The sequence below is a fragment of the Bacillus sp. EB106-02-03-XG38 genome, assembly GCF_058792175.1.
This window is the reverse complement of the sequence record NZ_JBYTED010000006.1, coordinates 239,706-265,750: the sequence shown is the minus strand read 5'-3', so window position 1 is coordinate 265,750 and position 26,045 is coordinate 239,706. Positions and strand designations below refer to the sequence as shown.

Annotated in this window: 21 protein-coding genes; 6 read left to right on the top strand and 15 right to left on the bottom strand. The window is 32.5% G+C overall.

The window, feature by feature from the left end:
* Window positions 1–282: 282 nt before the first annotated feature.
* The gene (locus AC3WTI_RS24070; protein WP_142286751.1) at window positions 283–3,003 is read left to right on the top strand and encodes a sensor domain-containing phosphodiesterase; all 2,721 of its coding nucleotides are present in this window, start codon (window positions 283–285) and stop codon (window positions 3,001–3,003) included.
* A gap of 100 nt (window positions 3,004–3,103) precedes the next feature.
* On the opposite strand, the gene murG is transcribed toward AC3WTI_RS24070, so the two are convergent.
* From murG to AC3WTI_RS24050, 4 genes are read right to left on the bottom strand one after another with little or no spacing between them, the layout of a single operon-like run.
* Complete coding sequence (gene murG / locus AC3WTI_RS24065) at window positions 3,104–4,168, bottom strand: undecaprenyldiphospho-muramoylpentapeptide beta-N-acetylglucosaminyltransferase (protein ID WP_253621638.1); 1,065 nt, start codon at window positions 4,166–4,168, stop codon at window positions 3,104–3,106.
* Between the two features lie 48 nt (window positions 4,169–4,216).
* Window positions 4,217–4,537, bottom strand: coding sequence for a DUF6572 domain-containing protein (locus AC3WTI_RS24060; protein ID WP_097840519.1), 321 nt, complete (start codon window positions 4,535–4,537; stop codon window positions 4,217–4,219).
* A 25-nt stretch (window positions 4,538–4,562) separates the two neighbouring features.
* Window positions 4,563–5,474: an SDR family oxidoreductase gene (locus tag AC3WTI_RS24055; RefSeq protein ID WP_097840520.1), complete on the bottom strand. Its 912-nt coding sequence runs from the start codon at window positions 5,472–5,474 to the stop codon at window positions 4,563–4,565.
* Window positions 5,471–6,457: a UDP-N-acetylglucosamine 4,6-dehydratase family protein gene (locus tag AC3WTI_RS24050; protein WP_087958655.1), complete on the bottom strand. Its 987-nt coding sequence runs from the start codon at window positions 6,455–6,457 to the stop codon at window positions 5,471–5,473. Before AC3WTI_RS24050 ends, AC3WTI_RS24055 begins: the two co-directional genes overlap by 4 nt.
* A 310-nt stretch (window positions 6,458–6,767) precedes the next feature.
* On the opposite strand from AC3WTI_RS24050, the gene AC3WTI_RS24045 reads away from it, so the two are divergent.
* Both AC3WTI_RS24045 and AC3WTI_RS24040 read left to right on the top strand, forming a co-directional pair.
* On the top strand, window positions 6,768–7,946 hold the full coding sequence (locus tag AC3WTI_RS24045; RefSeq protein WP_087958654.1) for a DUF2515 domain-containing protein: 1,179 nt from the start codon (window positions 6,768–6,770) through the stop codon (window positions 7,944–7,946).
* Complete coding sequence (locus AC3WTI_RS24040) at window positions 7,852–8,322, top strand: CBO0543 family protein (RefSeq protein WP_097840521.1); 471 nt, start codon at window positions 7,852–7,854, stop codon at window positions 8,320–8,322. The genes AC3WTI_RS24045 and AC3WTI_RS24040 overlap by 95 nt, the downstream gene beginning before the upstream one ends.
* Before the next feature lie 22 nt (window positions 8,323–8,344).
* Here AC3WTI_RS24040 and AC3WTI_RS24035 read toward each other — a convergent pair whose 3' ends face one another.
* From AC3WTI_RS24035 to AC3WTI_RS23990, 10 genes are all read right to left on the bottom strand, one after another.
* Complete coding sequence (locus tag AC3WTI_RS24035) at window positions 8,345–8,770, bottom strand: YfmQ family protein (RefSeq protein ID WP_097840522.1); 426 nt, start codon at window positions 8,768–8,770, stop codon at window positions 8,345–8,347.
* Between the two features lie 21 nt (window positions 8,771–8,791).
* On the bottom strand, window positions 8,792–9,463 hold the full coding sequence (locus AC3WTI_RS24030) for an LrgB family protein (protein ID WP_087958651.1): 672 nt from the start codon (window positions 9,461–9,463) through the stop codon (window positions 8,792–8,794).
* Window positions 9,464–9,486: 23 nt separating this feature from the next.
* Window positions 9,487–9,843, bottom strand: coding sequence for a CidA/LrgA family holin-like protein (locus AC3WTI_RS24025; protein WP_087958650.1), 357 nt, complete (start codon window positions 9,841–9,843; stop codon window positions 9,487–9,489).
* A gap of 33 nt (window positions 9,844–9,876) precedes the next feature.
* Window positions 9,877–11,310 (bottom strand): MocR-like pyridoxine biosynthesis transcription factor PdxR, encoded by a 1,434-nt coding sequence (gene pdxR, locus AC3WTI_RS24020; protein WP_097840523.1) that lies wholly within the window; start codon window positions 11,308–11,310, stop codon window positions 9,877–9,879.
* Window positions 11,311–11,369: 59 nt separating this feature from the next.
* The gene (gene bshB2, locus AC3WTI_RS24015) at window positions 11,370–12,050 is read right to left on the bottom strand and encodes a bacillithiol biosynthesis deacetylase BshB2 (protein ID WP_097840560.1); all 681 of its coding nucleotides are present in this window, start codon (window positions 12,048–12,050) and stop codon (window positions 11,370–11,372) included.
* Window positions 12,051–12,093: 43 nt separating this feature from the next.
* Window positions 12,094–12,285, bottom strand: a complete 192-nt coding sequence (locus AC3WTI_RS24010) for a hypothetical protein (RefSeq protein ID WP_000006467.1) — start codon at window positions 12,283–12,285, stop codon at window positions 12,094–12,096.
* Window positions 12,286–12,498: 213 nt separating this feature from the next.
* Entirely contained in the window at window positions 12,499–13,206 is a 708-nt protein-coding gene (locus AC3WTI_RS24005) for a GntR family transcriptional regulator (protein WP_048530422.1), read from the bottom strand.
* Window positions 13,207–13,236: 30 nt separating this feature from the next.
* Window positions 13,237–14,646 (bottom strand): glycoside hydrolase family 1 protein, encoded by a 1,410-nt coding sequence (locus tag AC3WTI_RS24000; RefSeq protein WP_048530424.1) that lies wholly within the window; start codon window positions 14,644–14,646, stop codon window positions 13,237–13,239.
* A 191-nt stretch (window positions 14,647–14,837) separates the two neighbouring features.
* Window positions 14,838–15,824, bottom strand: coding sequence for a phosphatidylinositol-specific phospholipase C (locus tag AC3WTI_RS23995; protein WP_087958648.1), 987 nt, complete (start codon window positions 15,822–15,824; stop codon window positions 14,838–14,840).
* A gap of 177 nt (window positions 15,825–16,001) precedes the next feature.
* On the bottom strand, window positions 16,002–17,843 hold the full coding sequence (locus tag AC3WTI_RS23990; RefSeq protein ID WP_097840524.1) for a S8 family peptidase: 1,842 nt from the start codon (window positions 17,841–17,843) through the stop codon (window positions 16,002–16,004).
* A gap of 290 nt (window positions 17,844–18,133) precedes the next feature.
* Here AC3WTI_RS23990 and AC3WTI_RS23985 point away from each other — a divergent pair, with 290 nt between their 5' ends.
* The 3 genes from AC3WTI_RS23985 (at window position 18,134) to AC3WTI_RS23975 (ending at window position 22,841) form a co-directional block, all read left to right on the top strand.
* Window positions 18,134–18,931 (top strand): cell wall hydrolase, encoded by a 798-nt coding sequence (locus tag AC3WTI_RS23985; protein ID WP_087958646.1) that lies wholly within the window; start codon window positions 18,134–18,136, stop codon window positions 18,929–18,931.
* A gap of 255 nt (window positions 18,932–19,186) precedes the next feature.
* The gene (locus AC3WTI_RS23980) at window positions 19,187–20,524 is read left to right on the top strand and encodes an NAD(P)/FAD-dependent oxidoreductase (RefSeq protein ID WP_087958645.1); all 1,338 of its coding nucleotides are present in this window, start codon (window positions 19,187–19,189) and stop codon (window positions 20,522–20,524) included.
* A gap of 397 nt (window positions 20,525–20,921) precedes the next feature.
* Window positions 20,922–22,841 carry an LTA synthase family protein gene (locus tag AC3WTI_RS23975; RefSeq protein WP_087958644.1) on the top strand — a complete coding sequence of 640 codons (1,920 nt, stop codon included), beginning with the start codon at window positions 20,922–20,924 and terminating at the stop codon, window positions 22,839–22,841.
* A gap of 98 nt (window positions 22,842–22,939) precedes the next feature.
* Here AC3WTI_RS23975 and AC3WTI_RS23970 read toward each other — a convergent pair whose 3' ends face one another.
* Window positions 22,940–25,753, bottom strand: coding sequence for a dynamin family protein (locus AC3WTI_RS23970; protein ID WP_142286750.1), 2,814 nt, complete (start codon window positions 25,751–25,753; stop codon window positions 22,940–22,942).
* Window positions 25,754–26,045 lie beyond the last annotated feature (292 nt).

Genomic DNA, 26,045 nt, shown 5'->3' with positions numbered 1-26,045 from the left:
TAAAATTGAATGTATTATCTTTATGCAATTATGCATTTTTACTTGCGAACTATTAAAAAACCTATAGAATTCAAAAGATGACTAAATATACAATTCCAATTTAAAATCTTGATGAACTACACATTATTAAAAACAATACTTTTTTAATTTTAAGAAGTATTGTACTTTTCAACACTTTCCTTATAAACATGATTTTTATAAGGAAATCTGATACAATTCTTAAATAATATTATTATGTATAGATATTACGAATAAAGTGCATAATTAAAGAAGGTGATTTTATTGAAATTAAATAAAAATTTACAACTATGTATATTAATTGCGACATTGATATGCTATTCCATCTATTTTATATTTTTTTATCTGTTCCCTACTCATTTTTCAAATTCGGATGTACGCTTCGCTTCACTTATCGTTGAAGCCATTACATTTGTATCACTCATTTACTCTATATATTCTAAAAAAGTTAGTTCAAATCCGTTTTGGATATGTATCACAATAGCAATCGGTAGCTTTTTATTAGGGAAAATAGTATATACATATCAAGATAGCTTCTTCGAAATTCCAATACATCGTTTTACTATTTCTGATGTATTTTACATGTTTTTTCTACTCTTCTGTCTTATCGCTTTCTGCTATAAAATTTTAAAAGAATGTGATAAATGGGAAAAAGCGTTCTTTATTTGTGATATATGCATCGTACTTACTTCCATATTCACATTGGAATGGTATTTATTTAATCAACCAAATTTAAATATATTCTCTCTTTCACTAGGAGATGTTTTCCTTTCATTTCTATATCCAATTGCAGATTTATTATTTCTTCTACTAGGTGTTAGTCTTTTTTTCCGTCCAACAATTTTTAATTCCAAACGGAAAATTTACATCTTTATTTTTGTATTAATAAGTTCTGCAACTTTTAACTATATTTATTTTTACTTAAATAATCATTTATCAACTGAAACGATAACATTATTACGTCTTTTATATAGAATACCTATATTGTTTATTGCAATAGCTGGATCTATTTCAGGAGATCATAATAGCCATAAAAATTATTTTATTGTTAACCCTATAATAGGAAAAAAAGCTTTAGTTGTATTTCCCTATCTTGCTGTTGCAATACTAATCGGGTTTACATTAAAAGAACAAACAGCATCTTCAACTCTCATTACAGGAAATTGTATTACTTTTATTTTCGTACTCATTCGTCATTCTATTGTACGTATACAAAACAATTCCCTAACAAAACGTTTACAGGCATTTAATGCTCAACTAGAAGAAAAAGTTACTTTACGAACTTCTGATTTAGTTTATAAATCAGAGGCTCTATCTCAAAAACAACAAAAGTTCAGATCACTATATGAATATCATCCTGACCCTATTTTTACGATTGATTTACATGGAATCTTCTTAAATGTAAATAAAGCTGGGAGTATGTTACTGGGAGCACCAACGAATGAGTTACTCGGTGAAACTTGTTTTTCGATTATTTTAGAAGAAGATAAAGATAAACTAGCATCTGCATTAGAAAAAGTGAAACAACAAGAATCGGCATCCTTACAACTTAGCTCTCAATATAAAGATGGCTTTACTTATTTTTTATATGTTACCATCGTCCCTATTATGATAGACGGACAAATTTCAGGAAGCTATATTATGGTGAAAGATATTACTGCACTAAAAAAGCAGCAAGAAGAAATAAAATATTTAGCATTCCATGATACTGTAACGAAAATTGGGAATCGTGCCTTTTTCCATAAGAAATTAAAAAGAGTTATAAAAAATGCTAAAACTACAGACAGTGAGTTCGCATTATTATACTTAGATTTAGATCGCTTTAAAGCAATTAATGATACACTTGGACATTCGTCAGGAGATTACATATTAGAAGAAGTAGCAAAGCGATTCCAATCCTGTCTTCCATCGCATACTCATCTATCAAGAATCGGTGGTGATGAGTTTACTATCTTAATTGAAAATTATACTGACAAAGATTCCTTATTCGAGTTATGTAACCAATTATTTGAAAGCATAGAAAAACCGTTTGTCATACACGAGCATACATTAACTTTATCACTTAGTATCGGCATCGCTATTTATCCACATTCTGGAATCGATACCGCTACACTTCTAAAAAACGCTAATGTTGCCATGTATGATGCGAAAGCAAAAGAACTTAACTCTGTCTCTATTTATGATGATGTTATCGCTAAGAAAATTGAAAGACGATTACGATTAGAAAAAGATTTACCAAATGCAATACAAAATGAAGAATTGTTCCTATTGTATCAACCTCAAGTTGATAGTGAATCTAATAAAATTATCGGTGCAGAAGCTCTAATTAGGTGGAATCATCCTGAATTAGGCGTTATTTCTCCATACGAGTTTATTCCGATTGCAGAAGAAACACTACAAATTATTCCAATAGGAAAATGGACATTGCAGCAAGCCTGTGAGCAAATGAAACGTTGGCACGCACTCGGATATTCTCATTTAAAAATAGGCGTAAATTTATCTGCTAAAGAATTTGAACAAGAAGATTTTGTAAAGTCTATTTCCGCTACATTAGCACATACAGGCTTACCAGCTAGTTCTCTTGATCTTGAATTAACAGAACGAATTGCCATGATGGATGAGCGAGAAACATTGATAAAACTGCGCACACTAAAGAGTTTAGGCGTTCACATTTCAATCGACGACTTTGGTACAGGTTATTCATCACTAGCGTATTTACCCTTATATCCAATAGACACATTAAAAATTCCAAGAGAGTTTATTACAATGTCTGAAACGTGTGAAGATGGAATGGAAATTATTAAAACAATTATCACATTGGCACATACATTAGAAATGTCTGTCATTGCTGAAGGGGTAGAAACGAAAGAACACGTAACTTTCCTTCAGAAAAACAAATGTAAGTTTATTCAAGGTTACTATTATAGTAAACCTATTCATATTAATGCATTTACTGAGCTATTAAAAAGTGGGATTCACCCATAGTACATAGTTAATCGGGATAAGTAATAATGAATTTGAACAACTATAGTAAAAAGGAAAGAAGATACCTTCTTTCCTTTTGTTTTTTCTATTTAAATTTCTATTACTTCACCACTTCATTTATTATATCTATTAATTGATGAATCCCCTCATCATTTGTTTTCGTATAGCCATTCATGTTTTGAATGTATCTCTCCTTATTTGTATTCAACTTATTTACTGCATGTATGAATGCATTCGTACTTACTTTGTCTTGAAATATAACTTCTGCATATCCTTGTCGAGAAAAATATTCAGCATTTAAAACTTGATCTCCCCTACTGGAACTGTTAGTTAACGGGATAAGCAACATCGGTTTCTTCAAGAATAGTAATTCAGAAATAGCAGTAGAACCCGCTCTCGAAACTACAACACTCGCCATATTTAGTATATGCGGCAACTCTTCCCCTACATATTCAAATTGTATATAGCCCTCCATGCCAATAGATGAATCGACCTTACCTTTACCACACATATGAACAATATTAAAATTTAATAGTAATGCTTCCAAACTTCCCCTTACCATATCATTTATCCATTGAGCACCTTGACTCCCACCCATAATTAACAATACTGGTTTATCTTGCTGAAATTTACAATAGCTTCTTCCCCGCAATACGTTACCTCTCTCAATTTCTTCTCTTACAATTGGTCCTACATAAACCTTTTTCTCATTACTTACATTTTCTCCTGTCTGAGGAAATGTTGTGCATAGTTTTGTAGTAAATGGTAATACTATTTTATTTGCTAATCCTAACGTACTGTCCGGTTCACGTATTATTACGGGTACTTTATTCATCCACGCTCCTATTACTACAGGAACGGAAACAAATCCTCCTGCCGAAAAAATAACATCTGGTTTTATCCGTTTCATTAATTTATAACTTTGTATGCAACCTTTTATTATTTTAAAAGGATCTTTAAAGTTCTCCCAATCCCAATATCTCCTAAGCTTCCCCGTTGAAATACTATTGTATTTAACATTTTGAACTAATAGTTTTTCAATTCCATTTTGAGATCCAATATACTCAACTCCCCATCCTTTTTCCATGAATTTAGGAATCAATACCATATTAATCATTACATGTCCGGCTGTACCGCCCCCAGTAAAGAGAATCTTTTTATTCATAATTTATATCCACCTTTATCATTAAAAATCTTGTTTTATACTAATCTGTTAAATGTAAATAAACTTACTATTATTTATATAAACATTTAATTCAAATCCTATATCTTGCAAAAAGTCTTTAATGAGATCATAAAAATCATTTCCATACTCACTACATTCATACTGAGCAAAGACTTGGATTACAAGCCTAGTTCCCATATCTATTACTCGATTTTTCCTATCATCCTTTTTCCTTTCCACATAAGCCCGATATTTATTTATCGCCTCATAAATACGCAAAACATGCTCTTCTTCATTTTTCCAGTCCAGCATATCAACAATTAAAAGAACTAGCGTATTTTGATTATCTATTGTTTTATAGCCATTCATATATTTCTTACACCCTTTTTATTTTTCATTGAATGCAAATGTCACTACACTTCACATACTCAAGTACATCTTTTAATGATTGATGAAATTGAATTTCTGGGATCCACCCTAACCTTCTTATATCCTCTATTACTAAAATCTCCTTTGAGTCGCTCCCACTTTTCTCTGTTTCATCTATAAAAAAATTCAATCGTGTTAACTCCTTATATTGTTCTAGTACATCTAATAAAGATCGTTTCACTCCTGAACCAATATTATATTGTTTTCCATTTATTCCATCTCGTAATAACACATGATACGCTTTAACCGCATCACGTACATCTAAAAAATCCCTACTATCTTGTAAACTGCTTACTTCAATAACAGCTTTACTTCTACCTGATTCTATATCTATCATTTTTTTTGCGAGAATCGAACAAATGCCATTCGATATTCCTGGACCAATTAAATTCGTGGGCTTTGCAATGATAATATTTGAATTCATTAATTCACTCCACGCCTCTGCAATAATGACTTGCATCGTTTTACTTAAACTATATGGATTTGAAATTTTTATGTTGCTCATACAATCTGCTTGCAAAGCAGATCCTATAACCAATGTTCTACAATGAGGTGCTTCTTGCTTAATTGCTTCTAATAAATATAATGTCCCTATTACATTAACCTCTACATATTCAAGAGCAGCTGTCCAAGACTCTATGACCGAATTCCTTCCTGCTAAATGCAATACATAATCTGGCTTTATCTGTTTCATTACCCTCATTACTTCGCTCTTATTAGTTAAATTACAAGTAATACCATTCCCAATACTTTCTCTATGTGCACGATTTTGAAACATAGGAATTACATGAAAGCCCTGCTCTAAAAAATATTGGCAAGCATGGCGTCCTGTGAAACCATTTGCACCAGTTATTAAAAGGCTCGCATTTTTTTTCATCGTAAAAACCCTCCTTTTAATAACATTTGTTTCACCTCATGTTTTGCAAGTACGTCTTGTTGAGAACTAAAACTCTTCACATCCACAAGCGGATAGCTAGCATAATATTCTTGAAGCCCTTCTATAGGAATAGTCGGTAGTACCACAAAATAATTTTGATCAAAACTTATACTTGTTTTACTCTCTACCTCAGATAAAAGCATTTCACTTAATTTTTCACCCGGTCTTATCCCTACTTCTTTTACCTTCACGTTTTCCTTTTTCGAATCTTCAATTAACACTTCTGCTAAATCTGTTATTTTACATGCCGGCATTTTCATAACAAAGATTTCTCCACCTCTACCTTGATATACGGCTTTAAATAACAATTCAACAGCATCTTCAATCGTTAAGAAAAATCTAGTCATATTTGCATCGGTAATCCCTACTTGTGAAGATTTTTTAATTTGTTTTTTAAACAGTGGTACCACACTTCCGCTCGTCCCTAAAACATTTCCACCACGAATACAAATGAATTTTGTTTTCTTCGTTTGTACATTCGCATGAACCATTAACTTCTCACCAATTGCTTTTGTCATCCCATACGTATTTGATGGATCGGCTGCTTTATCCGTTGAAACATATATAACTTTCTCAACTTGCATCTGTATAGATGCTTCAATTACATTTTGTGTACCATGTATATTGGTTTTTATAGCTTCATAAGGATAATACTCACATACTGGAACATGTTTTAAAGCTGCAAGATGGAATACATAATGTACACCTTGGCAAGCATATGCTAATTGATCTTTATCACGAATATCTCCAATAATAAATTTTAATCTATCATCATTTATAAACTGTTGCTGCATTTCAAACTGAATCGTTTCATTTCTTGAAAAAACCCTAATTTCTTTCGGTGATTTTTCTAATAGTTGTTTTATAAGTTCATGTCCCCACGAACCTGTACCACCAGTAATTAAAATTATTTTATTTAGCATTTCTTTTCCTCCTACCACACATTTCAATTAAATTTGTATTCATAAAATTTATTGAATTATTTTCAATTGATTTAAATCATAATCATCGTTTGTTACATTTAATTGACAAAAATAAAAAACAGAAACTATTAAACATAGTTTCTGTTTTTTATTTCACCTTACAACAGTAAGATTTTTTTATACCTTTTGCATGCTAACTAAATTCTTGTAAAAAACACCGCTCATTTATTTCTTATATTCGTAATAAAATAAATAGAATGATTCATAGCCAGTAATCATGTTTAATTTTATGAAAAAGGGAGGGAATGGAATGTACCGAAGTAATTCAAATCATACATATAACGAACTTTCCAAAGCATTGCCTCTCTCCCTATTCGATGTAAAAAATGAATTGAAACAAAAAAGCAAGCTCATTCATTCTGGCACGATGTATAAGTTAACGAAAGAAGAGCAACTCATCATCAACAACATAAAAATACAAACTGAACAGCTAAATAAAAATAATGTGACAAGAACACGCGCATACTACCAATTTTACATTCAATATCCAGAAATACATTGGGCACTACTTGGGCATATGGTATCACGTAACGGCGGTTGGAATATGACTGATTTGAAGGGCGATTTATATACGAAAATTTTATCAGAGAAAGATCAAATCACATTTTTTTCTTTTTTAGAAAGAGGGAATTGGCTTATTTTCCAAGATGTATATCCTCAATTTCTGCTTTATGAACAAAGTGTAAAAAGAGCACAAAAGCTATTTCACCTTCTCCCTCACCTAAATGTTTCTACATTTATGGAAACGATGTGGAACGATTTTTGGAAAACAGGTAACAAAAAAACATTAGCCATTGCAACTATTATTAATGAACAAAACTACTTAGAAAAAAGAGTGATTCAAAATATACAATTTAAAAAGACTGTACTTAATAGTATTGGATTTAAACTCTTTGATTTCTTTCAATTTAATCATATTCTTTTCCCATTCTACGAAAATGATAAGAAACACAAAGTATTACTATTTGGTGATACAATGAAACATTTCACTTCCTTACACGAACGAATCTTAATTGGAAAAAGGTTGTATTCATTATTATTTCGAGACACACATGTTTTATCTCAAATAATAAACTGGGCTCAGCACCATCCGCATACAGGATCAAGGAAAGATTACTGGCCTCATTTATTTTCAAGTGTCAATGAATCTTTTTCCCGTGAGTTTTATAAGCGTCGAATAAAGAAATGCCAGTTGCGTAGTGGCGCTTATCGTATATACAGTCCTGCACTCATCTATGCATGGCGAGATATGAAGCATGAAGAAGTTGACAATGAAGATTGGTTTACGGACTGGCAAGTTGTAAATTACTTAGTAGATAAGGAGGAAAATATAAATGGACAAATTACAGAAGACTACTGTAAAACACTCGAAAAAATTGAACTCGCCATTCTTGCAAAGAAAAACGTCCTCCTTCGAGAAGAAGAATAACCTTTTCGCATTAGTTATTACAATCTTATTCTCTTCTATTATCGGAACTTGCTTAGATGCTTTCTTTGTTGCGAAACAAATATATTCCTTTCCAGTTAGACCATTCTCCTCTATATTTTCAGTTAACATCGTCTTTACTTTGTTTGTACTACCAATTTTAACAACCATTTTCATACAAATTTCAAAAACATTATCTGCAGTTTCTAGAATTTCATTTATTATTTTAATGGGTATTTGTGCTAGCATTTTTGAACAGGTTGCTGAAAGATTTGGTTTATTTATTCATAGCTTGGATTGGAATCATACATATTCTTTATTTGGCTATATGATTTTCTTTTCTTTCATTTGGAAAGTATATCTTTTCATACAAAAATAAAGAGACCATTATAGATCTCTTCTTAAGCATAATCTTTAGTTATTGCTAATGGTGCAAGATTTTGAAGGCTTTTTGAACGTAAACGGTAGGCAACGATTTTCTTCTTATATTGCTTAATTACATCCACATGTTCCTCGTGGCTATATACAGAAAACTGAATATCTTTATTCCCTCTCTTCGTGTTAATGACGATTGGTGTTCCTTCCCCTTGCGGCGGGAAATAATGTTTATCTAAAAATAAAGCCTCATTAAATTCATGAATAACTTGTAGTTTCATTTCTCCCTCTATATTCTTGCCATCTATCGATATAGAGGTATTCTCTTCCTCAAGTTTTTGATGTAATTCAAATCTACTAATAATTGATTCTACAACAGAAGTTGGCATACTAGAAACGAGTACTTTAAGAGCGCCAAAAATAAATAATGTAACTATAAACCATGTTGTCATTTTCATCACCTCCATTAGATTTTAAAATATAAATTTCGTTCCATACGGTATGAATATACTAATGAGTATTCCAGTTACAATCATCGTCACCGAACCGATTGTCGCCTCTTTCTCGCCTTCCTTCACGAGACGGCTCACACCGATAATATGTGATGCGCATCCCATCCCCACGCCTTTTCCAACCGTGCTTGTTATTCGGAAAAATTTAAGTACTGTCGGTCCGATCATAGCACCTGTTATTCCTGCAACAACTACAAAACTAGAAGTCATGGATGGAATACCGCCAATTTGATCCGCTAATGATATGGCGATAGGCATCGTCGCTAATTGCGGCAGTGTCGTTACTATGAGTTCCTTATCTATATTTAACATCCTGCCAATCACTACATTCATACTCGTTAAAACCACTATACCTACCGCTACACCGATAAGTATCGACAAAAAGTTTTTCATAAGTATGTTTCGTTCTTTAAATAAAGGTATCGCTAACGCTACAATTGCAGGACTCAATAAGCTGGAAAGAATATCTCCTCCATTTTCTCTATACCCATCATGAGAAATACCAAAAATCAAAAATAAACCAATCATACTCGCTGTAACTGTTAACACCGGTAACGTAAAAGGAAACGGGAATTTTTTATACAACTTTGTCGCCAATACGTACATTACTACAGTAATAATAATTAAGACCATTTGCACATTGCACCTTGTCGATTTTATTTTTTTGATGTTACTACTAATTGACTTATATACCCTGAAACAATTAAAGTTACTACCGTGCTTGCAACTACTAAAAGGAATATAATACTCCCCTTACTGAAAAGAAAAGACCCGTATTCCATCAAACCTGTTGTCGAAGGAATTAGAAATAACGGTAAAAAGACGATTAATTTTTCCGCACCTTCTTCAAACCACTTTAATGGTAAAAGACGAGTACAAAGTAGTAGAAATAACATTAACATCCCTATTAAACTTCCTGGCATCGATAAATGGAATACTCCTTGAATCCACGTACCAACTAAGCTAAATACATATAGCACGCCTACTTGAAGTAAAAGCGTCACGTACTTCATTTCTTTCCCTCATTTCAATATTACGCATCACTATTATGAAATCTCATTTAACGTTTCTGCAAACCTCATCATTCCTAGGTGAATTTGTTCGGCATTTACTCTCCCAAAAGTAAAACGAATATATTCACTTTTAGTACCTAAAACACTTCCTGGGACAAACGCTACACCATTTCGTATAGATTCGCCTAACAAATGATACTCATCAAATGTTCCTTGCACTTTGCACCATAAATGTATTCCACCCTCTGGAACAAAAAATTCAACCTGGTCCCCTAATATTTCTTCAAGCTTTCTAATTAACACATCTCTTCTTTCTTTCAATTGTCTACGGAGCATTGTAATATGTGCATGAAAATCTTCTGATTCTAAAAACTGATTTGCCACCCACTGCGTAAATACACTATGCCCAAAATCAACTTGCTGCTTCGCATCCGCTAAACGTTCTATTACACGCGTAGGACCAATTACCCAGCCAATACGTAATCCTGATGCAACAATTTTTGATAATGAACTTATATAAAGAACATTCCCGTTTTGATCCATTGATTTTAATGTTGGATTCACTTCTCCATTAAATGACGTTACACTATACGGATCATCTTCTACAATCGGTATCCCAAATTCAGAAGACAGTTCCAATATCTTTTTACGTCTTGCTAATGAAAGCACAGTTCCCGTTGGATTTTGATAATCTGGATTCAAAAACACCATGCGAATACGATGTTTTTTATGCAAATCAATTAAATCATTTGGATTCATTCCATGCTGATCAACAGGTAAATGGAATATTTTTAGGCCAGCAGATTTAAACATTGGCAGTGAAAAACAATAAGAAGGGTCCTCAATTGCAATCGCATCTCCTGGTTTTAATAAGCATTGAACGATAAGATTAAGTGCCTGTTGTGCGCCAGATGTAATAAGGATAGAATTCGAATCTGCTTCAATTTGTTTATATTGCTGAACATGTGCTGCAATTGTTTTTCTCAATATTTCATTCCCAAGTGGATGGTCATAACCAAGGTTTTCCATAAATGTTTTCTCCGACAAAATCGTTCGGAATCTATCACTCGGAATTAATTCTGGTGACAATTCACCACTCGCTAAATTAATTAAGTCGTCTTTTTGTGTTTCCGTTCTAATTTGTTGAACGAGTGGTACGTTAGGTAAGAACGATCCATCCTCAACGTACCTACCCCAGTTCGGTATTCGTTTATGTGAAACACCCCATATGTCTGTATTCACCCGTGTCCCGCTTCCTTTTTGCCGCTCTACTACTCCAAGTGATTTTAATTCTTCATATGCAGCTACTATCGTACTTCGGTTCACCTGTAACTCTTTTGCTAACATACGCTCAGAAGGTAACTTGCTATCAGAAGGAAACTCACCTGAGGAAATACCCCTTTCAATATAATCCGCTATTTGTTTATATACAGGCGTCTTATCTGCACGATTTGGTTTCCATTCCACCTTGTTGCCCCCTCTCAAAACGAACTATCCCTTATTTCAGTAATAATAGTATGAATCAGTCACATTTTCTTATCCTTAAATGGATATATCCAAAACGGTTCTCTTTCTAACCACTCGACTGTTTCCGGTACACCATCTTCATACTCTCTTTTTAGTTCCGTTACTTTCGTCGCAAATTGTGATGCATGTGCTTGCAATGCTTCTAGCTTTTTTGGAACATATTCTTTCACTTCATTTTTTAAATGTGGCGGACCTATTTCCGCTTCATGATTATTTGAAAAAGCTACCGCATAAAATGTTGGCCTTTTATTTTCAGGAATAGTGGCTAACGCCTCAGCCACCGCTTCTCCTGTTGCATCATGATCTGGATGAACTGCATATCCCGGATAAAAAGAAATAACCAACGACGGATTCAATTCTTCCACACATTTTTGTATTACACGTCTTAACTCTCCAGGAGTTTCAAATTCAAGAGTTTTATCACGATATCCCATCATACGTAAATCTTTAATACCTAAAATATTTGTAGCTCTCTTTAGTTCTTTCTCTCTTATAGCATATAATGATTCACGTGTTGCAAAAGGAGGATTTCCCATCGCCCTCCCCATTTCACCTAAGGTTAAGCAAACATAGGTAAGGGGAACATTTCGCTGCGCATAAGCTAAGATTGTACCTGCCACGCAATATGACTCATCATCTGGATGCGGAAAAACAATTAAAACGTGACGTTCATTTTTTATCAAAACAATACTCCTCCATCACTTTCGATATTAGTCTTTTCTATCAAATCACTACCGCATACCACGTTACTCCAACAAGTAGTACAAAAAGAAGGATAATATAAATAGTTGATAAGTTTTTCACATTTCTCTTTGTAGACTTTCCGTAATTCTCCTCCACATTTCGTGCAACTAGTACGGTCCCAAACAGCGATACAATTACAATAATAACGACTAGTGAAATTGCAAAGCTCATTGTATATTCACCTCTCTAAGGCCAGTCTATTTTAATTAAGAACTTCCCTTTTAAAACGTTAATAACATACTACCTTTCTTCTCTTATCATAATAGATGTTTGTAAAAAACGGACCAACCACTTTTATGTTTTTTTGCTCATCCACTTTAATAATAAAAAACAACTGATCACTTATGATCAGTTGTTTTTTCGCAGGTTTATTTAAGCTAATTTTCATTTGAAATTAATTCGATTTAAAAGTTTAGCCTTTTCATAATGAAACATCGATTGAGATAACTCGAAAATTGTTCCATTTACAAGATACACTGTATTTTCAATAAGAAGCGCCGGATCACCTTCATTTAATTCTAAAAGCTTTGCATTTTCTTTATTTACTTTTTCACAACTAATTACTTTATCGGCAAAACCTATGTTTAATCGTAAATCTTCAATAAAATAACTGTATACAGAGCTTAATGCTATTTCTTCATTCAAATATGGAATAATATCCTTTTTGAAATAACTTATTTCAATAGAGAACGGTTTTCCATCTACAATTCTTAAACGCTTCAAAAAATATATCCTAGTTCCGGCTTCACATTGCATCCGCTTTGCGATCTCTTCATCCGCATCTATTACTTCAAGCTTTAGCACTTTCGTTTCAATATTTTGCGAAACGAGATTTTTCGTTAATCCACGTAAACTTCCTAAATTAATATAATCTGTTACAGAAGTTTCGCGTAAAAACATACCACTACCTTGCACTTGAAAAATATAGCCTCTATTTACAAGCTGACTAATTACTTTACGTATCGTATTACGACTTACTTCAAATCGATTCATTAACGCTTCTTCTGTAGGTAGTTTTTTCGTTTCATTAAAAAGCCCGTCTCGAATATTTTGCTCTAACACATCTGCAATCTGTTTATACTTTGCACTCATACACTTTCTCCTAAAATACTCTTTTATCTATTATAACTCTTCTCCTCTCGTTTCGATCACATGTTTATACCAATGAAACGACAGTTTCTTCTTACGTTTTAAGTTATCATTATGATCGACAAAAATAAAGCCATATTGCTTTTTGTATCCATTTAACCAACTTAAAAGGTCAATCACTGACCATGCATAATAACCTTTTAAATTGACCCCCTCTTCAATTGCACGCTTTATTACTTTTAAATGCTCTTCAATAAATTTAATTCTCGAAACATCTACAATTTCTCCATCAATGATTGGATCTTCATCACCAAGTCCATTTTCCGTTACATACATCTTTATATCACCGTAACGCTCTTTCAACATATGCAATCCATCTAAGAAACCTTCGGGAGATATTTCCCATCCCCATTTCGTATATGTTTTATCATCCATTTTAACTGTTCGATAAAAACCATCAAAAGAAGGATTACCTGGAGCAAGTGTAGAGTTTTCTCGAGAATGCTCCCCGCCATTTATATCCATATCGTATCTTTCTACTCGTATTGGTTGATAATAATTTAATCCAATAAAATCATTCTTTTCAGCATTTTGTTTAATGATTTCTAATTCTTCAACCGTCCAATTAGGAGTCCATCCTTTTTTCTTTAATTGTTGTACAACATAAGACGGATACTCACCTTTTAAAACTGGATCATAATACCAATACGTTTCATATTCATTCGCATGCTTTGCTGCCAGTATATTTTCTTTTTGACCATCCACACTATAAGCAGGTAAGAAAACATGAGTAATACCAATTTCCCCATATTGTTTCAGCTGTTTGTACACCGCAACTGTTTTCGCATGCGCATAAAATACATAATGCGTCGCTTGAAAATACTTTGGAACATCATTTTGTATTCCTGGTGGATGTGCACCTTTTAAATAACCTAATCCACAAAACATTACTGTCTCATTAAAAGTAATCCAATGTTTAACTCTATCACCAAATGCCTTAAAACAAATTTCTGCGTATTTCACGAAAGCTTCTGCTGTTCGTTTATTCGTCCATCCACCATCTTTTTCTAACGCTAACGGTAAATCCCAATGATATAAAGTGACAAACGGTACGATCCCATATTTTAAACATTCATCAATTAAGTTGTTATAAAATTCGATTCCTTTTTCATTCACCTCTCCATCTCCAGTCGGCAATATTCTCGCCCAAGAAATAGAAAAACGGTACGATTCTAACCCCATTTCAGCCATTAAACAAACATCTTCCTTATATCGATGATAATGATCAACAGCTACATCACCATTTGTTCCATTGTATGTTTTGCCAGGAATTTTTGAAAACTCATCCCAATTCGTAACACCTTTTCCATCTTCATTCCATGCACCTTCTACTTGGTAAGAAGCTGAAGCAGCTCCGAATAAAAAATCATGTGAAAACTTCATAGTATATACCTCCATTTCATTACAACAAATAGAATTCATTCATATATATAAAATTTATAGGTACAAATTTTATATGTATGATTATATCGTATGTTTTTATTTTTTTCTATCACGAAAGTATGATATTCAATGTTGGTTTTTGGAAAACAAAAAGAAGCGACGTATGTTATCGCTTCTTACTCTCATCATCTTTATTCTTTTATTAATGACTTATTCGCTCTTATAACTTCTTGATACAATAATGGTGACCACTTTTCATTTATGTAGTCTTGCATTATCCAGCCTACTCTTACAGGACTCTTTTGTTTTATATAGTTTGCAATTTCAGGATTTATATAAGAGGCGTAGTAATATGGACTATTCCATGCTGTACCACCAGAAGACAAGCTTGTAAAATTAATATATAGATGATTTAAATCCTCACTATTGTTCATCGTGTCATTGATCGTATCTTTAATAGATTTTACTTTCTCATCATAACTCACTTTATATTTATCTTGCACTGTTACATTTACATTTTGATTTACAGTTGTCGTAAATGTCTCATTATCTGGCCAATAAAAATTATTATATCCTCCTGTTTCATTACTACTATACCTTTTTAACAGCACAATTTTCCCACGAGCATCTCCAAGTTTTATATTTCCTTCTGTTTTTAAAAAGATAGGATCAACAAAATAATTTTTTTCAAACGTATTACTAAAGGAACCTTCTGCTCCTTTCATATCCTCATACTCTTTTTTTAAAGACATAATAATCGTTTCACTTGGATTATCTTTTAAAAATTGTTTCGCTTCGCTTATGAATTCATGTAATGTTACATAAAGATATAATGGCCCATGATGAAGAACTATCGTATTATCATCTGTTAAACGTCCTCTTATATCAAAAATACGAGCTCCATGATCCATTTGGTAACGAAAATCATATTCTTGCGTCATTCCCCATACTTGCTTAATTGGATTTTGTAATTTGAACGTACCACTATCATGTGTTCCCGGAATTGAAATTCGTGCCAATGGGATGTTATCAGGTATAGGTTGCATCCATTTTGACCAATTTTCAAGCTCATTAACAGGGCTAGCTGCAAGGACTCGCTTATCATGTAAAGCAAATACAGATGTGCTAAATATCATAATACATATGAATAATTTCAAAATAAAATTATTATTGCTCACTACTATTCCTCCTTTTTCTGTTTTACATCAAACTTATTGAATATAATATAAGTTAGTTCATAAAAAATAAATAACATTTCATCAATATGAAATATTGCATAGAAGTAAAGTTAAAAAATCATTCACATATACTAAATTAGAAACATTTAAAGGAACTTCATCTGAAGTTCCTTTCGTTTATTTTATGTTCAATACATATGAACCATCTTTATTCTCATACTTATAGACATTTAAATAATATTTACCTGGCTTTGCATTATAAGTTCCTTTAACTACACCCCCTTCATTTTCACCATATGCTACATAGTTGTTTAAATCTGATTCATGGTGAAGTACCCATGTCATTCCAATGTTTTGTTCATTTAATAAAGAAATATTAATATTTTCTGGTGAGTCAATTTGGAAAGTAAATACATCCACCTTATCACGATTATCTAGTTTTCCTTTCATTGGTGTATGAAAGGAGACTTTATTTGCCTGTCTACGTTCATTATTTGGTTCATTTTCTGTTACTTGTAACTCATTCCCACCGTTCGTTTCTCTTCGTTCATACCCTAAATCTACTAGTATAGACTTCAAATCTGGTAAAACACCAATTTTATCTGAAGATGGATCTTTAGATTTCGTTCCAGTGTTACGGTTACTTAATATCGTTCTTAATTCACTTGGTCTATATGGTTGTCCTAAATTTTCTTTAGCAATGCTTTGTACTAAAGTCGCTGCTCCTGCGATAATGGGTGAAGCACTAGATGTTCCACTAAAGCTTGAAGTATAAAGATTTACAGCACTTCGACTTTGCTCGGCTGTAGTTGTATCTACATTTTCTCCCCAACCGTACACATCAATCCGACTTCCATAATTTGAAAACCACATACGCTCATGAGGGAAAGATGAAGAGCCCGCGCCTACCATAATTGCACCTGAATCTTTAAAATCTTTACTATTTCGATTTAAGACTTGTTTACCATTTCTATCTTTAAATTGATCTAAATCATTCCACCCATTTGCTCCAGCTTCTATAATGACAACACCTTTATCTGTACCAGCACGAATCGCATCAAAGATATCTGGTTGTATTTCAACAGGTAAATATTTATCACCATATCCATCAAAGGACGCTTGTGCCTCTAATAATAAAACATCCCCAGCTTCTAACTGATTTACAGCACTTAATATTGCATCAGCTGTATTATACTGTCCGTTATCTCTTATTTGAGAAATCACTTTCGCTTTCGCTTTTGGCGCAATCCCAATATTCCCAACCTCATTATCCTCAGAGGATACAATCCCTAGTACAGACGTTCCATGTCCAACATGCTGATCTATATTTCTTCCAGACATTAATTCAATATTTTGATGTACTAAATCCTCATGATTTAATAGCCATCCATATTCCATATCAACAAAGGTTATATCACTTCCATTACCACCTTGGACTCCCCAGGCAAAAGACGCATTAATACCGTATGGTGCCGCATCAAGGTAACCTTGTTTTTTATATCTAGGATTGCTATTAGGATTAAAAGATACACTTAATGGTTGTACTTCCGGTGGCGTTATTTTTTCTTGTTTCTTCACATACACATCTTCTATTAAAGATGATGTCTTTAACTTATCTACTAGTTCTTCTTCCTGCTCACCATCTTGAGTTTGAAGAATATAATAGTTTGATAAACTTGTAGATACATTATTAGGTGCTTTCACTTCAAGGTTTTGTATTTGTTCCGGACTTACAGATGTGAATAAACGATTAAATGTTACATCTGGATATTCTGCGAAAAAATCTTCTAGTACTTTATCGTTCATTTGAGATTGTATTTGTTTTTCAATACCATCTTCATATGGAAATTTCAAATCCGCTCTGAATTTTACAATGATTTGCTTATCTGTTTCTTGTTCTATCCCTAATTTACTCTGTTGTTCTATAGAATCAGCATTTACAATATTGACTGTTTCCCCTATTCCTAAAAATGTTGAAATGATTACAGCTGAAACAGATATTCTTTTAAATATACTCATTACATCACTCCTCTTATTAATAATATTTAATCATTATATTAATCTATAATGATTTTATTTATATAACATATTCCCTTTCTACTAAATAGATTATAGTAATCAGCAATATGAACTTCAATGTATTTTCATATGCAATATTTCATATTCGGACTCTACACCACATAAATAAGAAACTTATAATGATTATTTATTTCATATGTGCTAATATACTTACATTACAATATTATGCATAAACATTCTGAACTACATTACTTAACAGTTTGACCTTATTTTTCCTAGGAGGATTTACAATGAAATTATTAAAAATAAAACATATAATACCTTTATCTGCAGCTGCAATTACATTCGTATGTAATCAAGGCACAGCTGAAGCATCTACCATTCATACAGTAAAAAAGAATGATACACTTTGGGGCATTAGTAAACAATACGGAGTTTCAATCCACTCCATTAAACAGGCTAACAATAAAGGAAACGATCAAACTTTTATTGGTGAACAGTTACATATTCCAGGGTCCACGAATTCAAATGAAATCACCGTTCGTCAAAACGTCAACCCTGCGAAGATTTCTGGACAAATTATTTATCAAGTACAACAGGGAGATTCATTAGAAACGATAGCAAAGCGTTACAATGTTACCGTTCAATCTATAAAACAAATTAATAATACAATCGGAAACAAACTTTATACAGGACAACATTTAAAAATTAACTCAAGCATTTCAGAAAAAGAAAAAGACTTAATGGCACGCTTAGTTACCGCTGAAGCAGGTGGCGAATCCTATAAAGGTAAAGTAGCTGTAGCAAAAGTTATACTAAATCGTGTAAACGCAAAAGGGTTTCCAAATACAATAACAGGCGTTATTTATGAACCTATTAAATATGGATATGCATTTACTCCTGTTACAGATGGAAGAATTAATCATCCTGCAAGCCCAGAAGCAAAAATGGCAGTAGAAGAGGCTATCTCCACGAATGGAATACATTCTGATTGGCTTTATTTCTATAATCCAAAAACATCAACAGACAAATGGATTACGACACGTCAAACAGTAGCAGTAATTGGTAACCATGCGTTTGCTAAATAAGAGTTGCAATCATTAACAGACCTCTTTACTTAAAAGGTCTGTTTTTTTGTATGTAACAATTTATTTATCATATGACATAGTAATTTTTAAAAACTATTCTTTCAAACATTTGTATTTACTCCACCACTTTGAGAAATTAAAAAAGCATCAGGTTCAAAAACTCCCTCTTTATTAATAAAAGCTATTTCTTAACTTCATAATATTGTTATACACTAGAGAAATAAAAACAAACTATTCGTTAGCAGGTGAAAGAATATGTATGATGTTACAATTATCGGCGCTGGAGTAAGTAGCATTTTTATGGCTTATTCACTAGCTAAAAGGAACAAAAAGGTTTTAATTCTTGATAAAGGGAAAGCGCTAGAAGATCGTCATTGTCCTTTAGACGAAGGAAAAGCGTGTACTTGTACTACATGTGCTAAATATTTTGGGTTTGGTGGTTTAGGAAAATCTGAAGGGAAGTTTAATTATACAAACGGATTTGGTGGCGAACTTGAGCAAAAAGTCGGTAAAGAAGGCTTTATACAACTCATGGCTGAAGTAGATGAAATTCTATGTCAGTTCGGAGGAAGCTCTGTTTCAAAGTATTCTACAGAAAATCCAACTCTCAATAAGAGAGCTGAGTCGTGTGGTTTGCAAATGCTAACAACAGAAGTACGGCATCTTGGCACTACCCTATCAAGTGAGATTTTTCAGCAACTCTATGAATTTTTGCTTACGAAAATAAATATACAATTTCATATAGATGTGCAACATATTATGAAACAGAAAGATCATTTTACAATAGAGACAAATGAAGGAACAGTTCAATCTAAGCAACTAGTATTTGCAACTGGACGTTCCGGAGCGGATTGGCTAAAAGAAATGTGCACTTCTCTCAATATTTCTCAGGAACAAACTCGTGTAGATTTAGGTATTCGAGTAGAAATGAAAGAACACCAATTACGTTCTATATTAAAAGATACATTTGAGACTAAACTTTCTTATGAGCATGAACACTTTACAGCAACTACGTACTGTATGAATCCGAAAGGACGCATCATTAGAAAGTACGAAGAAGGTTTAGTTATGCCTGACGGTCAAAATTTTCGAGAGAAAGGAACTGGCACACCTAACTTAAATTTCACTTTATTCATCCCACGCTATTTTTCAACTCTCAAAGATGCAAACATATACGCAAGTTCAATCATTAAAAACATTAACCAAGGACGAGATCGGATTGTTATTCAGCGCTTAGAGGACTTACTAAATGAACAGCCTACAACAGAGAACCGCATGAAACATAACCGTATACACCCTACACTAGAAGGAGATTATGGCGATTTGCATACAGAAGTTCCTCCATTATATATTGAAGGGCTTAAAGAGTTTTTATTACGCTTAGAACAATTTATCCAAGAACCGATTGATAAAGATACTTTGTTATACGGAATTGACGGAAAGTTCTATGCTCCTACGATAAAAATCAATAACTATTTTGAAACAAGTTTGCATGGACTATTTTTAGTTGGAGATTGTTCCGGTGTCACTCATTCCTTATCTCAAGCTGCTGCAAGTGGGTTGTATGTTGGAAAATATTTATCTCACATTTAATTTACATAGTAATAGCTTACTATTTCCCCACAAAGAATCAGGGTTTTATGGGATACATATTTAACATAACTATTGACATTCAATTCTAACAAATTGAATGTCAATAGTTTTAAAAGGCTCTATTCATTTCCACTTTCATTTGTTCGATATTTTGTAACATCATCATAGTGTTTAATATGTTAGGATGTCTATAAGTATTTTTTACTACAACTATGACTTTTTCTATTCTGTTTCTAAAAAAATAGATTTATGCTTTAAAATTCCCCATTTTACGTATATGAATACTTCATATTATGACCTTTAGAAAGCATAAGCTGAATGGTTCATTACACTCCAATAGTTATGAAAATATAATATATAACATAAGTTAAATAAATTGTATAAAGAAGGTGTAAAAATGAAAAATAAAGTTAATTTACAAATGCAAAATATAAGCTTTGTTTTAATAATTGCTTTAGCAGTATGGCTAAAAACATATCTTATTACAAGATTCAGTTTTGATTTAAAAATTGAGTCTTCTACACAAGAGCTTATTTTATTTATTAGTCCTCTCGCTACCTCATTAGCTTTTGTCGGATTAGCATTATTTGCAACCGGTGAAAAGCGAAATTATATAGCGCTATGTATTAATTTCTTATTAACAATCGTACTCGTTGGGAATGTAATGTTCTATGATTTTTATAGTGATTTCGTAACGTTACCAGTACTTGGGCAAACATCAAACTTTGGTCAATTAGGCGGTAGTATTTTAGAAATATTGAACTATAAAATTATACTCGCTTTCGTAGACATTATTTTCTTCTTTATTTTGTTAAAGAAGAAGGCATTAGTCTTCCAAACAGGACGTGTAACTCATCCGGCACGCTTGTTATATTTTCTTTTAACGATTGGTGTGTTTTTTGCAAATCTACATCTTGCAGAAAAAGAACGACCTGAACTATTAACGAGATCATTTGACCGAGTCATGCTTGTCAAAAATTTAGGACTATACACTCATCAAGTATATGATTTAACACTGCAAGTAAAAGCAGAATCGCAAAAGGCACTTGCTGATAGTAGTAAGTTACAAGAAACTGAAAACTACGTAAAGGCAAACCAAAGTGAACCAAACCCTAATCTATTTGGTGCAGCAAAAGGAAAAAACGTAATTGTCGTTACTCTTGAATCCTTGCAAACCTTCTTAATAGGCGCATCAGTTAACGGTCAAGAAATTACACCGTTCTTGAATGAATTCATAAACGAAAGCTATTACTTCGATAACTTTTTCCACCAAACTGGGCAAGGAAAAACATCCGATTCTGAATTTCTAATCGATACGTCGTTGTATCCATTAAATCGAGGAGCTGTATTTTTCACGCACGGTAACAATGATTATACTGCGACTCCAGAGATTTTACGCCAGCAAGGCTATTTTACTTCTGTATTCCATGCGAATAACGCAACGTTTTGGAATCGTAATATCATGTACTCTGCTCTCGGTTATGATCGTTACTATAATGAACTTGATTACAAAATTACACCCGAAACACATTTAAATTGGGGATTAAAAGATATTGAATACTTCGATCAATCAGTAGATATATTAAAAACTGTTGACCAACCATTTTACGCTCGTTTCCTTACGTTAACAAACCATTATCCATTTACGTATGATGAAGATACAAAATTCATTGAACCATATAACTCTGGTAATGGCGTATTTGATCGTTATATTGTAACAGCACGTTACTTAGACGAATCCATTAAAAAATTTATTGAACGTTTAAAAGCCGAGGGAATGTATGATGATTCTATTATTGTATTGTATGGTGATCATTATGGCATTTCTGAAAAACATAATCGTGCAATGGCACAGTTTTTAGAAAAAGATCAGATAACAGAATTTGATACTTTAAATTTACAACGTACACCTTTATATATTCACATGCCTGGCCAAACAGAAGGTCAAACGATTTCAAAACCTACGGGACAAATTGATATGAAACCTACAATTCTAAATTTATTAGGGATTGATACTACGAACGATATCCGTTTTGGCCATGATATGTTTTCAGATGAATATACCGGTTTTGTCGTTCTACGTGATGGCAGCTTTATTACAGACAAGTATGCATACACAAACAACACTTTCTATGACCGAATAACTGGTGAAATTGTAGATTTACCAAAAAAAGAAGCACAAGCACTCATTAACCGTGCACAAAATGAATTACGAATGTCTGACAAAATTATTGAAGGCGATTTATTACGTTTCTCAGAAAGTAATAAAATAAAAACTGGCGAAGTACAAACTAAAATTAAAGAGACTGAAAAATAATGTAAATATGAAAAGGGAGCAACTCATTACAGTTGCTCCCTTTTACTCTCTTATAACATATGATGCAATGTCATATAGAAACCTCATATATTTTACTTTTATTCTACGCTTGTTTCTAAAGTTACATCTGTATAGGTATGATCATCACCAATATTTAAAATCACTTCACATTGACGTAATCTCAATTCAAAGAGCATGATAGAATCATGGTAGACTTCGGGATTTGATTTCATTTTATGTAACATCTCTTGTTTTTCTTGTATTTCTAAATGAGTGTTTTCTACAGCTTGTTTCAAGGAGTTAAATGGATTCCTAAAGAATATATGAATATCCCTCTCTTGTGTGTTTTCAAACAGCTCAAATTGCAAGAAAAATTTCTTCATAATAGAAGTTGTTACTTCTGTATAATCTTCATTTTCTACATACTGTTTATATTTGTTATATAGCATACCTTTGTTTTTAGGAAGAACTCCAAATAATTTACCGGCACTTTTCAGTAAAAATTGCGCTGGTGTAAATCGACGTAAAATATTTACTTCATCCATTTGTATTCTAGTCGTCATTCTGTCAGCATCTCTGCGCCAGTCATCAAGTACTTTAAAATCACATGCTAACTGTATTCGATTTTCTCCAAATAAAGAATTAAGTCCTTCACTCAGTTCTTCAAGATATGATTGACTTTGAAGGAGCTCATGATTAGAAGTTTCAATCCAATTTTGCATAGAAAGGGCAAGTTTAGGTAATACCGTTTGTTCTAAATATTTGTGTACTCTTTCATTCATTGCTTTATTTAGTTCCGTATCCATGTGACCGAAATCGCTTTCTTCACTAATTAAATCCGAACAACTCTGTAATATCTTCGGAATATTTTCAGTAAGGTCGTTCGTAATTTCCGTTTTCATTGTGCGATATGACTGTGTAATGAAATGAATTTTTTCCTTCTCAAAAGCAGTAAGATTATTCATGCTACCATTTAGTTTCACGAGCATATCTTCATTCCAATTAATCGCATCAACTAAATTATTTTCTTTCTCAACGCGTTTATCCAACAAATATGTAATTGTTTTTCGAATGAAAAATAGTAGCTTTTCAGTACGTTCTGCATCGATATTTTTATGATTAAAGTTAAAATGAATAAACTCAGTTAACTCATTTAATTGTTGACTACTTGTATATAGCGAAGAGTAAGGGAAAATTCTCGCTTGCGGGAAATATGTGTTTATTCTTGCTTGCGTATCATATAATACTCTTTTCACTTCTGCTTCACTGTATATGTTATCGATTTTATTTAATAAGAAATGAATTTGTAAATTTGGTGTATGTTCTTGAATGCTTAATAGAATGTCACGTTCTTTGTCAGTAAAAGGTGAATCCGCATTCAATACAAATAATAATTCGTCTACAGAGTTTAAATATTCGAATATCTCATCTCTAGTGTCATTATTCCTATTAAAGCCAGGTGTAACTACAAATGTAAGTTTATTTTCACTTAAAAATTTGCATGGTAATTTAAATTCAACACATGCTCTATCTCTATATGTTTGATGGTGTTGAGACATCATATTATAGTAATCAGAGACATCTTCCGTTGTTGTAATTGCAGAATCTGTTATGGCGTTAATTTCTGTATGAGCATCATTTTTTAAAACTACTACATTTGAAATTGATTTTTCTACTATATTTTCTCCTAATATAGAGTTAATAAATGTAGTTTTTCCGTTCCCTGAAGTTCCCGTTACTAAAATGCGATTTGTACTTAAATCTGCGAGCTCGCCAACTAACCATCTAAATCGGTGACCCATTTCTATATTATGCTCTTGTGCCCATTCTGTAATAGATTCAAAAAGATGTAAACTATACTCTAAGCCATTCACATGATTAATAGAATATAACAACAGGTTTTCCGCATGTTTTATATTTGCTGAATCTATTTTAGAAGGGAAAATCTCATCCCATGCCAATACAGCTGCTGATGGGAATACAGCATAAGATGGATTGACTACCTTTAACCAATTTGTTAACAAGTTTGGAATAATGTCGTGCAATTGTTTAAGCATATATTGACCTTGAATTAATTCAAAGTACGTTTCTTCGTAAAGAGAAGAAATTTTGTCCCATATATCGGACGAATGTATTTCAATATGTAAGAAAAATTCATTTATTGTGTTAAGCCATAATAAGTAATTTTGTTCATTTTTATAACTGTTCCAAAGTGATGAAACCATTTGCGTAAATTGTACTTGATCTACATTATTTAACGTAACTAATGCTTCATAGAAATAATCTGGTGCAATATGTTTCGTAAATCTTTTATCGATATATCCTTTTAAAACCTCAAACCACGGATAAGATTCTGTTCGAATTAACTCATTCACAGCAAGCTCTACTGCACTATCAAAATCTTGCTGCTCCTCATAAAAGGAACGGGCGATTTTTGTGACATTTGGATAATCCGGATTTAAAGAAACTGCTTCTTTAATAACAGCGAAAGCTGAGTCAACGTTATTTTGCTCTATGTAAAGAGAAAGTAATTGTAGTCTAATTTCCGTCATCAATATTATATTATCAGTAGTAATGGAAGTATAAACATTTTCAGCAACTTGTAATTGATTAAGCTCGAAATAAGCATCCGCAATATTTTTTTGTGCCCATGGTGCTAATTCATTATTAACTTTCTCCCATTTAAAAATAGCTGCTTCAAAATCTTGATGCTGATAATAAAACTCACCTTGTGCAAAACGAATGTAAGATCCCTCAGAAATCTCATTTCTTTCTTCGTTTAAATAAACTTCTCCAAGTACGTCAAGAGGTGGTTTTGTTTCATTCTCCATTAGGAATGTTTCATAATACATCTTTTTTATTAATTGTTTTTCTACTCTCATCTTTTCCCCCACTATATCTTGAAAATACATTTTTAAGATATGTCAATACTTTTTGTATGTATGCTTTTTATATTAACAAAGAATATCTTTTGGAAAATTTCATTTTTCTTTCATTTTTCAAGTTAGATTGAATTTTTATGAGAAAAGTTTCAGTTTTTTTTCAATTCCCTTTCAGTTTTGAAACAGCATTAAATGTTCCTAATAACCTAATAACACTATAATCTTCCGCATTACATTATCAAGAAAAACCTATATGAACCATATTATAAAAACAATTTATAACGAATATATATGCAAAATAATCTTCACGAATACATAAAAG

Bases quoted from the DNA above. Each gene is read 5' to 3' on its own strand.
- AC3WTI_RS24000 (WP_048530424.1), bottom strand. From the start codon at position 14,646: ATGAAGTTTTCACATGATTTTTTATTCGGAGCTGCTTCAGCTTCTTAC.
- AC3WTI_RS24045 (WP_087958654.1), top strand. From the start codon at position 6,768: ATGTACCGAAGTAATTCAAATCATACATATAACGAACTTTCCAAAGCA.
- AC3WTI_RS24010 (WP_000006467.1), bottom strand. From the start codon at position 12,285: ATGAGCTTTGCAATTTCACTAGTCGTTATTATTGTAATTGTATCGCTG.
- AC3WTI_RS24005 (WP_048530422.1), bottom strand. From the start codon at position 13,206: ATGAGTGCAAAGTATAAACAGATTGCAGATGTGTTAGAGCAAAATATT.
- AC3WTI_RS24035 (WP_097840522.1), bottom strand. From the start codon at position 8,770: ATGACAACATGGTTTATAGTTACATTATTTATTTTTGGCGCTCTTAAA.
- AC3WTI_RS23975 (WP_087958644.1), top strand. From the start codon at position 20,922: ATGAAAAATAAAGTTAATTTACAAATGCAAAATATAAGCTTTGTTTTA.
- AC3WTI_RS23990 (WP_097840524.1), bottom strand. From the start codon at position 17,843: ATGAGTATATTTAAAAGAATATCTGTTTCAGCTGTAATCATTTCAACA.
- AC3WTI_RS23985 (WP_087958646.1), top strand. From the start codon at position 18,134: ATGAAATTATTAAAAATAAAACATATAATACCTTTATCTGCAGCTGCA.
- AC3WTI_RS23970 (WP_142286750.1), bottom strand. From the start codon at position 25,753: ATGTATTTTCAAGATATAGTGGGGGAAAAGATGAGAGTAGAAAAACAA.
- AC3WTI_RS23980 (WP_087958645.1), top strand. From the start codon at position 19,187: ATGTATGATGTTACAATTATCGGCGCTGGAGTAAGTAGCATTTTTATG.
- murG (WP_253621638.1), bottom strand. From the start codon at position 4,168: ATGAATAAAAAGATTCTCTTTACTGGGGGCGGTACAGCCGGACATGTA.
- AC3WTI_RS24060 (WP_097840519.1), bottom strand. From the start codon at position 4,537: ATGAATGGCTATAAAACAATAGATAATCAAAATACGCTAGTTCTTTTA.
- AC3WTI_RS24025 (WP_087958650.1), bottom strand. From the start codon at position 9,843: ATGAAGTACGTGACGCTTTTACTTCAAGTAGGCGTGCTATATGTATTT.
- AC3WTI_RS24030 (WP_087958651.1), bottom strand. From the start codon at position 9,463: ATGGTCTTAATTATTATTACTGTAGTAATGTACGTATTGGCGACAAAG.
- AC3WTI_RS24040 (WP_097840521.1), top strand. From the start codon at position 7,852: ATGGACAAATTACAGAAGACTACTGTAAAACACTCGAAAAAATTGAAC.
- AC3WTI_RS24050 (WP_087958655.1), bottom strand. From the start codon at position 6,457: ATGCTAAATAAAATAATTTTAATTACTGGTGGTACAGGTTCGTGGGGA.
- AC3WTI_RS24055 (WP_097840520.1), bottom strand. From the start codon at position 5,474: ATGAAAAAAAATGCGAGCCTTTTAATAACTGGTGCAAATGGTTTCACA.